11 protein-coding genes are annotated in these 14,049 nt (G+C 69.1%); 5 read left to right on the top strand and 6 right to left on the bottom strand.

Features of this window, described 5'->3' with window-relative positions:
* Window positions 1-102: 102 nt before the first annotated feature.
* Both O9271_RS12445 and O9271_RS12440 read left to right on the top strand, forming a co-directional pair.
* Window positions 103-1,122 (top strand): 5'-methylthioadenosine/S-adenosylhomocysteine nucleosidase, encoded by a 1,020-nt coding sequence (locus O9271_RS12445; protein ID WP_298270148.1) that lies wholly within the window; start codon window positions 103-105, stop codon window positions 1,120-1,122.
* Window positions 1,119-2,420, top strand: coding sequence for an NCS2 family permease (locus O9271_RS12440; RefSeq protein WP_298270145.1), 1,302 nt, complete (start codon window positions 1,119-1,121; stop codon window positions 2,418-2,420). Before O9271_RS12445 ends, O9271_RS12440 begins: the two co-directional genes overlap by 4 nt.
* On the opposite strand, the gene O9271_RS12435 is transcribed toward O9271_RS12440, so the two are convergent.
* From O9271_RS12435 to O9271_RS12425, 3 genes are read right to left on the bottom strand one after another with little or no spacing between them, the layout of a single operon-like run.
* Entirely contained in the window at window positions 2,405-3,202 is a 798-nt protein-coding gene (locus tag O9271_RS12435) for a 1,4-dihydroxy-6-naphthoate synthase (RefSeq protein ID WP_298270143.1), read from the bottom strand. The two genes, O9271_RS12440 and O9271_RS12435, sit on opposite strands and share 16 nt — an antisense overlap.
* A complete protein-coding gene (locus O9271_RS12430; protein WP_298270141.1) occupies window positions 3,195-3,803 on the bottom strand; it encodes a hypothetical protein in 609 nt (202 codons plus the stop codon). The genes O9271_RS12435 and O9271_RS12430 overlap by 8 nt, the downstream gene beginning before the upstream one ends.
* A 38-nt stretch (window positions 3,804-3,841) precedes the next feature.
* Window positions 3,842-4,735, bottom strand: a complete 894-nt coding sequence (locus O9271_RS12425; protein WP_298270139.1) for a VOC family protein — start codon at window positions 4,733-4,735, stop codon at window positions 3,842-3,844.
* 75 nt (window positions 4,736-4,810) lie between these two features.
* On the opposite strand from O9271_RS12425, the gene O9271_RS12420 reads away from it, so the two are divergent.
* Window positions 4,811-5,137, top strand: a complete 327-nt coding sequence (locus O9271_RS12420; protein ID WP_298270138.1) for a nucleotide pyrophosphohydrolase — start codon at window positions 4,811-4,813, stop codon at window positions 5,135-5,137.
* 53 nt (window positions 5,138-5,190) lie between these two features.
* Window positions 5,191-6,147, top strand: coding sequence for an SGNH/GDSL hydrolase family protein (locus tag O9271_RS12415; RefSeq protein ID WP_298270136.1), 957 nt, complete (start codon window positions 5,191-5,193; stop codon window positions 6,145-6,147).
* A 22-nt stretch (window positions 6,148-6,169) separates the two neighbouring features.
* Here the strand turns inward: O9271_RS12415 and O9271_RS12410 are convergent, their stop codons facing one another.
* Window positions 6,170-7,321 carry an ABC transporter substrate-binding protein gene (locus O9271_RS12410; protein WP_298270133.1) on the bottom strand — a complete coding sequence of 384 codons (1,152 nt, stop codon included), beginning with the start codon at window positions 7,319-7,321 and terminating at the stop codon, window positions 6,170-6,172.
* A 130-nt stretch (window positions 7,322-7,451) separates the two neighbouring features.
* Here O9271_RS12410 and O9271_RS12405 point away from each other — a divergent pair, with 130 nt between their 5' ends.
* Complete coding sequence (locus O9271_RS12405) at window positions 7,452-8,807, top strand: citrate:proton symporter (RefSeq protein WP_298270131.1); 1,356 nt, start codon at window positions 7,452-7,454, stop codon at window positions 8,805-8,807.
* Window positions 8,808-8,818: 11 nt separating this feature from the next.
* Here O9271_RS12405 and O9271_RS12400 read toward each other — a convergent pair whose 3' ends face one another.
* Together O9271_RS12400 and O9271_RS12395 are read right to left on the bottom strand one after the other, a co-directional pair.
* A complete protein-coding gene (locus O9271_RS12400) occupies window positions 8,819-12,676 on the bottom strand; it encodes a DUF3047 domain-containing protein (protein WP_298270129.1) in 3,858 nt (1,285 codons plus the stop codon).
* Window positions 12,677-12,681: 5 nt separating this feature from the next.
* Window positions 12,682-13,980, bottom strand: coding sequence for a M20/M25/M40 family metallo-hydrolase (locus O9271_RS12395; protein ID WP_298270126.1), 1,299 nt, complete (start codon window positions 13,978-13,980; stop codon window positions 12,682-12,684).
* Between the last annotated feature and the right edge of the window lie 69 nt (window positions 13,981-14,049).

Here is a 14,049-nt window from a genome sequence, read left to right as displayed (position 1 = left end):
TATACCCGGATCAATTATCGCCGCAAGGTGCCGCGGCGCATTTTGGCACCTCTGGTGTCGCTCCGGGGGTGGCTGGCGGCGTTCTGCGATGTTCATTCCCACATGCTCTGGAGACAGCCCCTTCGGCCACACCGGCGCCGCCCGGCGCTACTGCTCGCCATCGTTGTCGCCGCCACCAGTGCGGCCTGCACCCCCCGCACGGCGCCGGCCCCGGCCCAAGCTCCCCCGTCATCGTTGCCGGTGGCCGCCGCGCGTGATCTCACGGCGCGCGTGGCGATCATGTCCGCGTTCGATGCCGAATGGCAGGCGTTGCGCGCCGCCACGACGATCACCCGCACCGAGGTGGTGAACAATCGCACCTATCACTTCGGGCGCTTGCGCGGGCAGGACGTGGTGCTTCTGCTGAGCGGCTTCAGCATGGTGAATGCCGCCATGACGACACAGGCGCTGCTCGACCGGGTGCCCGTGCGCGCCATCGTGTTCAGTGGCATTGCCGGCGGTGTGAACCCCGGGCTCAACGTGGGTGATGTGACCGTGCCGGCGCAGTGGGGGAACTACCAGGAGCAGGTCTTCGCGCGCGAAACGCCGCAGGGGTTCGCGCCGTCGCGTCGGACGACCGACTTCGGTGGCTACGGGATGATGTTTCCGCAGGGCACCTCGGTCACCGTGCGTCATGCGCCGCCGGATTCGCTGGAGCGGCGTTTCTGGTTTCCGGTGGACTCGCAGGCGCTCGGTATTGCGCGCACGATTGCCGGCCGCTTCACCCTCAAGCGTTGCGTGCAGGCCGATCGGTGTCTCGAGCACACGCCCAAACTGGTGGTGGGTGGTAACGGGGTGAGCGGACCCACGTTCGTGGACAACGCCGCGTATCGCGAGTGGGTCTGGCGCACCTTCCGCGCCGATGCGCTCGACATGGAGTCATCGGCCGTGGCGTTGGTGGCCCATGAGAACCAGGTGCCGTTCATTGCGTTCCGCTCACTCTCGGACCTTGCCGGTGGCACCGAGGCGCCGAACGAGGCGCGCATCTTCGGCCGTCTGGCCGCCGAGAACTCGGCGGCGGTGGTCATGGCCTTCCTCGATGCGCTGCCGCGCGACGCCTTCGCCGGACCGCGCGATCGGTGAAGCAGTACTTCGGCTTCGCGACGCACGGTACCACGTGGCGCACCGAGATCATGGCCGGTGTGGCCACGTTTCTCACGATGGCGTACATCATCGTGGTGAACCCGGCCATCCTCGAGGCCGCCGGCCTGCCGCGTGAGGCGTCGATCACCGCCACCATCCTGTCGGCGGCGTTCGGCACGCTGATCATGGGCGTGTATGCGCGGCGGCCCTTCGCCATTGCGCCGTACATGGGCGAGAACGCCTTCATCGTGTTCACGGTGGTGAAGGGGCTGGGCTTCCCCTGGCAGACGGCGCTCGGCGCAATCTTTCTGGCCGGTGTGCTCTTCACTGCGCTTACGCTACTGGGTGTGCGCAGCTGGCTTGCCGCCGGTATTCCGGCGAGTCTCAAGCACAGCTTCACCGTGGGGATCGGGCTGTTCCTCACCTTCATCGGCCTGAACGCCATGGGGGTGGTGCAGCTGGGTGTCCCGGGCTCGCCGGTGGCGCTGGGCGCGCTCAACCGCGCCACCACGCTGGTCGCCATCGGCGGGTTCTTTGCCACCGCCGTGCTGCTCGCCCGCAAGCATCGCCGTGCGCTGCTGCTGGGCATCATCATCACGTCGGTCCTTTCCTTCGGCGCGGGGATCACGCCGCTTCCGTTGGGGGTGGCGAGTGCGCCCCCGTCGCTGGCGCCGCTGTTCGGTCAGCTGGACATTGCGGGCGCGCTCACGCTCAAGGCGCTGCCGGTGGTGGTGATCGTTTTCGTGATGGCGTTCGTGGATACCATTGGCACGCTCATCGGGCTCGGCGCCCGGGCGGGGCTGCTCGACGCGTCGGGCAATCTCCCCGAGATGGAAAAGCCCATGCTCGCCGACGCCGTGGTGAATATTGCGGCGCCGGTGTTCGGGACCACCACCTGCGGCGCGTTCGTGGAGTCGGCGGTGGGGATCGAGGCGGGTGGCCGCACCGGTGTCACGGCCATCGTGGTGGCGCTGCTATTTCTTGCGTCGCTGTTCTTCGCGCCGCTGTTCACCGCCATTCCCGCGCACGCCACCGGCGTGGCCATCGTCTCCATGGGCGTGCTCATGCTGGGGGCCATGGCAACGCTGGATTTCTCCGACTACACCGAGTGGGTGCCAGCCTTCCTCACGATCGTGCTCATGGCCTTCACGTACAACATCGGCGTGGGCATGACTGCCGGTCTGCTGGCGTACCCCGTCCTCAAGGTGGGCACCGGGCGGGCGAAGGAGGTGCCGGCCGCCATGTGGTGGCTGGCGGCCATGTCACTGCTCTTCTACGCCGTCTACCCGTACCACTGAGCGGCACCGCCCGCGAGGCGTTGCATGGCGGCCAGCCCCTCATCGCCGATGTCGAGGCTGTGGGCGTTCACGTAGAGGGCGATGTGCCGTGCGCACACCTCGGGGGACATCTCCTGGGCGTGCGCGCGCACATAGTCGCGGCTCGCCTCGGGATGATCGAAGGCGTACTGCACCGAATCGCGAATGGCGCGCTCGAGGTCGACGCGCAGCGTGGCGTCCAGCTCACTGCGTGCGCAGATCCCCGCCAGCGGTACCGGCAGCCCCGTGGCGCGTTCCCACCAGTCGCCCAGGTCGATCACCTGCACCAGACCATGTTCGGCGTAGGTGAAGCGACTCTCGTGAATGATGAGGCCCGCATCCACCTCGCCGTTGGCCACCGCTCGCAGGATGCGATCGTAGCGCAGCTCGACGACCTCGGTCAGCTCGGGGGCGGCGAGGCGCAACAGGCGATAGGCTGTGGTCTCGCGGCCCGGTATGGCAAGCCGGCCGCGAGCGGCCTGGGCGAGCGACTGCGCCTCGCGTGCCACCACGAGCGGCCCCACGCCCATACCAAGAGCGGCTCCGCTGCGGAGCAGCGTGTAGCGGGCGCCTGCCGCCGCGAAGGCGCCGACACTCAGCTTGGTGAGATCGAAGGCCCCGTCATGGGCGCGCCGGTTGAGCTCCTCGATGTCGAGCAGCACCGGCCTGATGCGCGCCGGCGCGCGCACCAGCCCGTGCACGAGGGCGTGAAAGGCGAACGTGTCGTTGGGGCAGGGCGAGAAGCCGAAGGTCAGTTCACGCATGCGGCGGCCGCGTGTCCTGCCGCGTGTGTTGCCGGTGGTGTTGCAGCGCGGTCACCAGGAGCGGGGTGACCTCCACGATCGCGGCGAGGGCGACGCCGAAATGCCAGCGCGCCCGATCGGCCTCCTCGATGTCATTCGAGATGGCACGCACCTCGATGGCGGGTACTCCGGCGAGCTGCGCGGCCCGCAGGACGGCAAAGCCTTCCATCGCCTCGACGTCGCAGTCGCTGGTGCCCCCGACGCGGCCGCTCGTGCCAATGCCCGTGCATCGGGCGTGCGGGAGCTGGTCCCGGACGCACTGCAGCAGCGCCGCCGACGGGGTGAGGTCGCGCGGCGCCCACTCCGCCGGGATGTCCCCCAGGTCGCAGTAGCGCGATCGCTCACCCACCACGAGCGTGCCGGGGGGGCAGGCCCAACGCCGCCGGGCGCCGGCAATGCCCACGTGCAGCAGCGCCTCGGGGCGATGCTCGGCGATGGCGCGCGCGGTGCGCACGGCGGCTTCCACCGGCCCCACGCCGCAAGCCACACCAATCCAATCGCCGGGCGGCGCCAGTTCCTGACTGGTGGCGGCAACCACGAGGATGCGAGCGGGCAAAGTCATGCGGGAAGTGTAAGCGGATCGGCGCGGCGCGTCGGTCCTCAGCGCGGCAGGTGGCCGCCCCACGCGGCCGGGTCGACGTCGGCCATCGACTGCGACAAGGCCCACGCGTGTCCGGCGGGATCGCGCACCACGGCCTGCCGTTCGCCATCGGCGCCGGTCAAGGGAGCGGCGATCGGTGCGAAGCCCAGTTCCCTGGCGCGATGCCAGGCGGCGTCCACATCGGGGACGCGCACCACCAGCGTGGCCGGGGGACGTCCGCCACTGGCCGGCGCTTGGTTTGCGTCCCAGGCCGCCACGACCACGGCCCCGTTGCCCAAGGTGAGCTGCACACGCTCACCGGGAAGGCGCAGCCGTTCGCTACACCCGAGGACCTCCACCAGCCACCGCACGGCGGCGTCGAGATCGGGGTAGCTGCGGGTGGGGATGAAGGTGCTGTCCGGCACCGAACGATTGACCGGCAGGCCACCAAAACGCTGACGCACCTCTGCCCACGCCGCGGGAGTGACGTGGCGCAGGCGTTCGGCCTGCGCCGCGAGCATGCCTGACCACGCGCTGGCGTGCTGGTCGCAGGATTCGGTGGTCGCGAACCCCTCGTGTCGCAACGTACAGCGGGTCACGGCCGCATCGACTGCCTCCAGCGCGACCGTGACCAGCGTTTCCACGCCGCCGGTCCCCGAGGGACCGCTCACCCACGTGAACTGAACGCTGGAGGGCGGGGTGAGGGTGCGGAAGCGCCCGTAGTGCGGATACCGCCGGTCCGGGGCGCCGGCCGCCCCCGGCACGACCACGTCGAACGCAAAGGCCGCACCAACACGGCGCGTCAGGTGCACGGAGTCGGGGCTCGCGAGCCAGAGCCCCCAGCCGCAGGTCCACGCGTCGTAGGCGAGCGTGACATCAATGGGCAGTTCGACCGTGCAGGAGAGCGCATGCATGCTGGATGATATCGCGCGTGCCGCACCCCGTGGAGTGCGCTGTTGCCACGTCGCCGACCCCGCTAGTATGGAGCCATGGCAATGAATGAGTATCAGGCACGGGTGGACCGCTGGATCAGCCAGTTCGAGGAAGGCTATTTCCACCCTCTCACCAACCTCGCGCGACTTACCGAGGAAGTGGGCGAGTTTGCGCGCGAAGTGAATCACCGGTTTGGCCAGAAGCCGAAGAAGCCCGGGGAGGCCGACGCCGATCTCGCCATGGAGATGGCCGACATTCTGTTCGTGCTGATCTGCATGGCGAACCGCGAGGGGATCGATCTCGATGCCGCCTTCGATCGCATGATGATCAAGGTCGAAACCCGCGACGCCAATCGGTGGACGCGGAAACCCACCGCGCCGTGAGCCGTACGGCACTCCGCCTCTATTCTGCACAGCGCCCCGCCGCCCTCCCGCCCATGCCATCCAGACTCTCTCCTCTTCGTTTCGCGCCGCGGGTTGTGCGGCACCTGCTCGCCGCGACCGCCGTGGTCTCGCTGGCCTCCTGTGGCGACAGCAGTACCGCGCCTGCAGAGTCCGCCCTCTTCGGGACCGTGGTGGTGTTCGGCGCCAGCCTCGACGATACCGGCAATGCCTGCAACGCGCTGCCCACGTCGTGCCCGCCCTTCCCGTACGCCAACGCCCGTTTTTCCAACGGGCCCCTGTGGGTGGAGCAGATGGCGGAACGGCTGAACGCCCGCGTGGCTCCGGCGCGTGGCGGCGGGACCAACTACGCCTTCGCGGCAGCGCGCACCGGGCCCATTGCCGGCGTGAACAACGCAGCGCCGAACATGATTCAGCAGGTGGATCTCTATCTCCAGGCGGGAAGCACGACCGGTCGTGACGTCGCGCTGCATGTCGTGAACGCGGCCACGGTGGGCAACGACATCACCGACGCGCTGACCCTGGGGCGCACCAACCCGCAGGCGCCGGCGGCCGTGATTGCGGGGGCCGTTGCCAACATTGCCGGCATCGTGGGCAAGCTGTACACGGGCGGCGCCCGGCATATCCTGCTGCTCAACAGCACCGATATTGGTCGCACCCCGCAGGCCACGGCGCTGGGGGCCCTGGCGGCGTCCACGGCAACCGCGCTGTCGACGCAATTCAACAGCGCGCTCAGCGCCCAGATCGTGTCACTGCGCGCGGCGTCGCCGGGGCTGACCATCTATCTGGTCGACCTCGGAGCGTTCACGGCGCAGGTGTTCGCCAATCCCTCATCGTTCGGCTTCACGAACGTCACCGCACCCTGTGTGTCGCTGTCACCGCCCTCGTTGTGCGGAACGCCGGGGAGCTTCTTCTTCTGGGACGCGTTCCACCCGACCGAAGCCACGGGGCGTCTGGTAGCGCAGCGGGCCCTCACCGCGCTGGGGCGCTGAGCGCGCGCCAGCCCCGCGCGGGTCATCGCTGCGGTGACAGCGTGGCGCGAAAGAGCAGGGAATCGCCGGTCATTTGGAGCAGCATGGCGCCGCGGATGGGATCACCGGAGCTGTCGAATCGATAGCTGGCGAAGGCCCCGTCGAAGGGGGCACCGGTGCGCAGTGCCGTGGCGAGGGCCATGCCGCTCCTGACGCGCGCGCGTTCCGCCGCGCGGGCAATGAGCCGAATGGCGTCGTAGGTCGCGGCGCCGGTGGCGCGTGGACGCTCACCCAGATACCGCCGGTTCCAGCGGTCACGAAAAGTGCGGACGCCTTCGCGATCGCTGCGGCCGTCCCAGTTGCCCACGATGATGCTGCCGTCGATGTCCTGTCGCCCCCGCAGCGCGATGGCATCCCAGGCGTCGCTGCCGAGAAACGGCCCGCGAAAGCCGGCCGCACGGAAGAGGCGCACTTGCGAGGAATCGCGCACCGAAAAATTGGGGAGCAGCACGGCGTCGGGGGCCTCCTGCATGAGTCGCCGGATCTGCATGCCCTGATCACCAACGTCATCGCCGTTGTAGGTCGCCACGCCCGCCATGCGACCGCCGCGGGCCGTGAAGGTGCGCCCGTACCTCTCGACGACGCCGCGGCTGTACTCACTCGCAGCATCGAAGAGCGCGGCCGTGCGGCGCAGCCCCAGCGAGTCGAAGGCGTACCGGGCCAGCACGTCGCCCTGGTCGGCGTCGAGAAAGGTGAGCCGCATGACGTACGAACGTTCGGCGGTGACCTGCGGACTGGAGGCCATGGGAGCCACAAGCGGGACCTGTGACGCCTCGGCCACCGCGCCGGCGGCAATGGCGAGCGGGCTGAACTGCGGGCCCACGAGCACATCGATCGAGTCGAGGTTGATGAGTGCGCGCGCCGCCGCGGCCGCCGCATCCGGCCGGTTGGCCGTTTCCCGCTCGATGAGGATGAGGCGATGGGAGACGCCATCGATGAGGGCGCCGCCCGTGGCATTGAGCTCGTCGATGGCCATGCGGGCCGCAAGGCGCGCCGGCATGCCCGATGCATTGCGAGCCGGTCCTTCGAAGACGCCAATGAGGCCGATGCGCAGGACCGGCGGTGGTGGCGGCGAGGCACACGAGGCGAGCAGTGACGCCACCATCATGGCGCACAGAAGGCGTGCCAGGGTCATGGGGGCACGTTAGGACGCGCACCCGAGGGGCGCAACGCGCCGTGAGCGGCGAGACGGTCCATGTCGCATGTTGTGCCATGCCCGTTTCTCGTATTCCTGATTCGCGAACGCTGCGGTTGCGAGCGTGCGCATGCTGACGGTCTGGGCCTACGGCATGGTGATCGCCTTCATGACGCTCATCATGACGCGCCGACTCTCTCCACTCACGGCGCTCATTCTGGTGCCCACCGTCGTGGGGGTGCTGGCCGGGTTCACCGGGGAGTTGGGGGCCATGATGGTGCAGGGGATCACCCGGCTGGCGCCCACCGGCGTGATGCTGCTGTTCGCCATTCTCTACTTCGCGGTCATGATCGACGCGGGGCTGTTTGCCCCGTTCGTGCGCCGGCTGGTGTCGCTGGTGCACGGCGATCCGGTGCGGGTGGCTGTTGGCACGGCGGTCCTGGCGCTGCTGGTCTCGCTCGATGGTGATGGCTCCACGACGTACATGATCACCACGGCCGCCATGCTGCCGCTGTATCGCGCGCTCGGTATGCACCCGTTGGTTCTGGCGTGCGTGACGATGCTGGCGTCGGGGGTGATGAACATCCTGCCGTGGGGCGGCCCCACGGCACGCGCGGCCAGCGCTCTGGGTGTTGATGTGGACGACGTCTTCGTGCCCATGGTGCCAGTCATGGCGGTGGGGATCGCCTGGACGATCTTCGTGGCGTACCGGTTGGGGCTGGGTGAACGCCGACGTCTGGAGGCCTGTGCTGCCAGCGCGGCGGCCAGCGCGGCGGCCAGCGCGACGTCAGCGCCGACCGGCCGCGACGTGGCGACGGGTACGTGGGCGGGCGGCACCGATGATGAGGCGCGCTTCATGCGCCCCGACCGCCTGTATGTGAATGCCATGCTGACGCTCGGGCTGCTGGTGGCGCTCATGGCCGGCGTTCTGCCGCTCCCCGTGCTGTTCATGCTGGCCTATGCGGCCGCCGTGCTCCTCAACTATCCCGCGCTCGACGACCAGAAGGCGCTGCTGGCGCGCCATGCCGGCAATGCGCTCGCCGTGGTGGGGCTGATCTTCGCCGCCGGCGTGTTCACCGGCATTCTCTCGGGTACGAAGATGGTGGATGCCATGGCGAACAGCGTGGTCACGTTGGTGCCGCCCGCGTTGGGGCCGTATCTGGCCGTCGTCACGGGCGTGCTGAGCATCCCCTTCACCTTCTTCATCTCCAACGACGCGTTCTACTTCGGCGTGCTCCCCATTCTCGCAAAGGCGGGCGAGGCGTACGGTCTGACCGCCGCGGAAATGGCACGCGCCTCGCTCGTTGGCCAGCCCGTGCACCTGCTGAGCCCCCTCGTGCCGTCCACCTTCCTGCTGGCGGGGCTGTGTGGGGTGGAGTTTGGCGAGCATCAGCGCTTCACACTGCGGTGGGCGCTGCTGTCGGCGCTGGTGCTGCTGCTGGGTGGTGTCATGCTGCTGGTGATTCCGCTGGTGGGGACGCGCTGAGGTCGCCGTCGCTACGGGTTGGGCGGCAGCATGGCGAGGCGCTCCAGCAGGACGTCCGTCTCGCCACGCGAGTCATCCGAGTCGCTCTGTACCGTGATGGCGATGACCCGCAAGGCCGAGAGCGGGATGCCGGGGTAGGCGCGCTGGACGTCGGCCGCGAAGTCACGCTCCACGGAGACCCAGCGCCCCTCGGCGTCGGGGCCGCCGATGTTGATGAGCCGGGCTTCCGGCAGTACCGAGAACCCGATCCGCCGACGTGAGGCGCCGCCTTCCACCAGGGAGTCGGCAGCCGGCGTGGCTCCGGTGGCGTCGCGTCCGGCCCAGGTGTAACCGAACAGCAGTCGCCGACCGTTGCCGCCAGGGCGCTCGTCGCGCAGTACATACCACAGCTTCAACGTCGCGTCGTTGCGCCCGCGGCCACCCTTGTCCGGCGCGACGCCCGTTACCGCGCGATCCACGCGCACCCGCAGCGACAGGCGTGGAAACGCCGCCGGGGCAAAGCGAAAGGCCACCGTGGTCATCTTCATCGCGCTGCGCCTGGTGCGCAGTCGGCAGGCCCGCCCGCTCTCGGAGTCCGCCGTGGTGATGGAGAAGCCGTTGGTGGCACTGCCTTCGCTGCCGCCGTTTCCCGCATCGTAGACGAACTCGTACTCCTCCCGAAATCTCGTCATGTCGTCGTGGTCACAGCGCATGTCGATGCCCAGGGGGAGCAACGCACCCGTGGCCTCCACGGCGGGGCCCCCGGTCAGCGCCTCGAGCTGATTCATGCGAAAGGTACGGGCGGTGTGCCACTCGGAACGACCGGAGGGGAGACGCTGTGGAGCGCGGCGCGCTTCGGCTGCAGGCCGTACCGGTGCGGCAACGGCGGTGGGTATGCGCGCGGCCGTGATGCGACGCCATGCGCTGTCGGCCCCCGGTGCCAACGCGCCAAGCTCATTGAGCGTGAGCACGATGCTTTCCAGGACGCTCTCCTGCGGAAAGGCGGACGCGCTGCGCGCCGCGATGTGGTCACCCCGGAGGTCGCCGAGGTGCACCGATGGCAGCCCCTCGGGCACTCGCGCGGCGCTGCGCGCCACGACGCCGTCGTTCTCCTCGGCAAAGCGCCCGATGCGCTTGGTGAGCTTCATCCACGGGTGTGCCTCGCGCATGTCGGCGTGCAGCGCGAGCGTGTATACCGGGACCTGCGTCACCACACCGCGCCCTTCGCTGCCCCAGAAGACGGCGCGTGTGGCGGGCCACAGCGACGCGACGGCGCGGCTGGTGTCGCAGATGGCGGCGCGTGGGCGCGCAATGACCGTGCGCAGCAGGGCATCCGGCAGGTCTGCCCGCTCGGCCACCGGGGTGCCGCCATGCGGCGTGGCGATCGTCACCACCGCCGCCACCTGACGTTCGGCAAAATGGGGGTCACGGGCGAGGGCGTGCAGGGCGTCGAGGCCGCCCTTGGAGTAGCCCACCAGCAGGTAACGTGGCCGGGCATACCCGCGGGCGAGACGGCGCTCGGTGTCGTCGCGTAGCTGCTGCAGCAGGGTGTTGGCATTGTCGCTGGTGCTGCATCGGCCATCGGTGAAGGCCGTGATGGTACGCATCCCCAGCTGCTCCCGCACGCTGCGTACGCCGCGTCGCCAGATCTCGTCGTCGAACAGTTCGCCGAAGATCCCTGGCACGTACACCAGGGCCACATCGGGGACGGGCGCATCGTACAGTGTGGCGACCGCGGGCTGCTCCACCTGTCGCAGCAGTTCACGCTCCTTGAAGACCTCCCCGAAAAGACGCGCTGGGAGCGTACTGTCGAGTGCCAGCGGGGCGATGCCGCGGTGCAGGCGGGGGCGCAGCTCGTGGTGCCACTGCCGCGCGAAGGCCACGTCGCGCGGGTCGGTGATGGAGTCGGACTCCGGCGCCGTGAGTACGGCGTCGAGGTAGTACGGCAGCGTCCACGCGGCCATGGTAGCGCGACGCAGCGCGTCACCGGCCCCTGCGGTCGCGATGTTTGGGGCTGACCCGCGTGGTGCTGCGCGTGCGGCGGGGGCACGCCACACGTCGCGGAGTGCGGCCAACGGCGCCAACTCCGGAATGCCGCGCAGCCGCGCTTCGGTGCGCTCCAGCAGGCGGGTGAGGCTGTCGCTGTTCAGCGAAGTCGGGAGCGGGTCGAAGAGCGCAAGCAGGGTGTCGACATGACCGGTGACGCCGTCCACGACGCGGGTCTGTCGCAGCGCCGTGCGCGTGCGATCGACGGCCCGTCGGCGCGCCGCCTGCGCGGTTGCGGTTGGGCGCACGGCGGCGGCCAGCGCGCGCGCGGTTTCCTGATCGAAGTATTCCGCCGAGAGCGTGATGGGCCTGACCCGGCGCAGGAATACGGCATCGGGGCTGTCGTCGTCACGACCGGTGGCGATTTGCCGCGGCGCCGAGGCGAGACTGTCGGCCACGGCCCCGGCGTCGTGCGGCGCGTGGGCCAGCGCCCGGTGAAAGAGCTGGTGCTCGGAGAGGCCGGCCACCTGCAGCACTTCGTGGCTTCGCATGTAGGCGGGCACCACGGTGTGCGTGCTGGCGACGAGTCCGAGCGTGGAGCGGGCACTCAGGGCACCGTGCGTGCGTACCATCTGCACGAATCGCCCCAGCGATCCGGCCCAGCAGTAGCCATCGCGCAGGTTCACCACGACATCGGGGGCGTTCTCCACCTGCTTGTCGGCGCTGCGGATGAGCCGAAACGGCGCGTCGGGGTACGGCCCCGCCATGGTGGCGGCACGCATAACCGCGTCGGGTACCCAGCGCGCCGCGCCGTCCTGCGAGACAAGTGAATCGGGGATGGCGAGGGGATTCCCGGTCACGCGCCGGTACTGCACGGCGCCGTCGCTCCGCCAGTGCAGTTGGGCCTCGCCGCGGTCGGCGCTGCTGATGACCACGAAGCGGTCATCGGCACCCACCTCGAGCCAGGTGATCAGCTCCACTCCCGGCAGGCGCAGCGCGGCGTTGGCGAAGGCGCGGCGGCGTTGCAGGTCGGCGAAATAGACATTGACCATGCTGGCCAGCGCCAGCGTGACGACGCTCACCTCGTTGGCGCGCGTGAGGCGCCCCGTATCTCGTTGCACGAGCCCAACGCGGCGCAGCGCCGCATCGAGCGACACGGGGGTCAGCCGGCGCTCCGGCTGTCCTTCGCGAAAGGCTCCCGCGTTGCCGTGGTCGGAGACGATGAACTGCCGCACCGCCGTGTCACCCCGCGCCGCCAGCGAATCGCTCACGCGCGTCATCATGGCGTCGAGCCGCGTGAGATAGCGGTGCAGGCCACCGAGGTGGGTATGCGCGATGGCGTCGGCGCCCCCAAGAAACACCACGTGATGGTCACCCGTGAAACGCTCCAGTACATCGCGCTCGGCGTCGGCGAGCTCCCGATCGGCCAGCCGATCTCCCTCGAAGTACATGAGGGGCTCGGTGATGGGATCGAAGAACCAGTCGAAGGCGCGCATGTAGTTGAACGGGCTCGCCTGTCGCGCAAAGACCTGACGCGGGTCGTCGCTCACCTGCATGGCGTCGAGGTCGAACCAGCTCGCTTCGACGGAGCGGAGCGTGCCGCGGGTGCCGAACACCCGGTTCGCGCCCATCACCTCGGTCCAGGCCGGATGACTCATGGACGGGTAGGGCGCCACGTGTCGGCCGGCGTGCGGGAAGGCGCGAAAGAGCCCACGGCGCCGCGCTTCCGTGAACGCGTCGTAACTCAGTCCGTCGACGGCCCACAGGAGCGTGCGCACGCTCGTGTGGGCCGCGCCGTGCGCCGCGGCCGGCACCGACGGTGGCGTGGGCTGCGCCGCGACCGGGGTGCCGGCCAGTACTGCCGGAAGGAGAAGGCCGAGGACGAGGCGCCGGCCGTGCTCCATGGCGTTCAGGGAACGATCTTGGCGGGCGGCACCACCTTCACGCCGTCGGCGAAGGTGGCGGTCAGCAGATAGAGCAGCTTGGTGCTGGGGAGTGCGGTCGAGGCCAGTGCGTATTCGGTGAGCTGATGCGCGCCGTTGGCCTTCGAGCCACCGATGGCAATGGAGGGGATCTTGCGCACGACCCCCGGGTTGGCGTCGGTGGCGCCGGTGGCCACCGCTTCCATGGCCCCGGGCATGCCGGTACTGATGCCGAGTGCCCGGTTGATGTCGATGGCGGTCTGCACGAGCGGGTGCGCACGAGCGCCGGCCAGTTGCTTCTCGGTGCCACCCGCCTGGTTCTTCTGCTCGATCTCGACACGCAACCCGACCTTGTACTCGTTCGCCACCTCCTGCGTGACACGCGTGATGGTGCGATCGAGGGAGTCGAGCAGGACCGGGTCGCTGCTGCGCAGGTCGACCGTGAAGTAGAGTTCCTGCGGGACGGCGTTGAAGATGTTGCCGCCATGGATCTGCCCGATGTTCATCACGGCGCCATCGGGGAGGGCGGGGAACTGCAGCTGGTACAGCCGATCAATGGCGGCCGCGACGGCGCGCACGGGTGTCGGCCGGCCGCGCGACGCGAGCGTGTGCGCGCCAGGACCGGTGAACACGTACTTGGTCCAGTAGATGCCCAGCGCGCCGTAGGCCACGCTGCCGAACGCGCCGTCAGGCACGATGAGCAGGTCGGGGCGGGGGTTGGTGCGCAGCCAGTACTCGGCGCCCTTGAGCCCCAGCTCCTCCTGCGTGGTGCCAATGAAGACGATGTCGCCCTTGCTCGTGAACTTCGTGGCATTCATGGTGCGCAGCGTGGCCAGCATGTTGCCCACGGAGGCGGTGTTGTCACCCACGCCGGGCGCAAAGAGCGTATCGCCGCTGCGTCGGACCTTCTTGGGGGGGTCATTGGGGAAGACCACGTCCATGTGCGCCATGATGACGATGGTCGGGCCGCCCCCCGTTCCCTTGCGGACAGCCACGACGTTGCCGATGGAGTCGACGGTGGGCTTGAGTCCTTCCTTTTCGAACGCCGCCTTCACGTAGGCGCCGCGCGCCTGCTCCTGCCCCGACTTGCCGGGCATCTCGGTGAGGCGCACCCACTCCTCGAGCTGTTGCGGAAAGTTCTTTTCGAGCATGGCCATGGCCGACTTCACATCGGGGCGCTCGAGCAACTTGGGATCCCAGCTGGTGGGGTACTGGGAGGGCTGCTGCGCCGCGAGCGGGGCGGCGGCGAACACGAGCGCGGTGAGCGCGGTGGTGAAGTGTCGCATGCGAGAGAATGAAGTGAGAAAAACTCATCACCCGAAACACAAACTCACACCTCGAAACTGATCGGTTCC

The organism is Gemmatimonas sp. (genome assembly GCF_027531815.1).
Classification (GTDB): domain Bacteria; phylum Gemmatimonadota; class Gemmatimonadetes; order Gemmatimonadales; family Gemmatimonadaceae; genus Gemmatimonas.
This window is presented reverse-complemented; position numbering and strand designations above follow the sequence as displayed.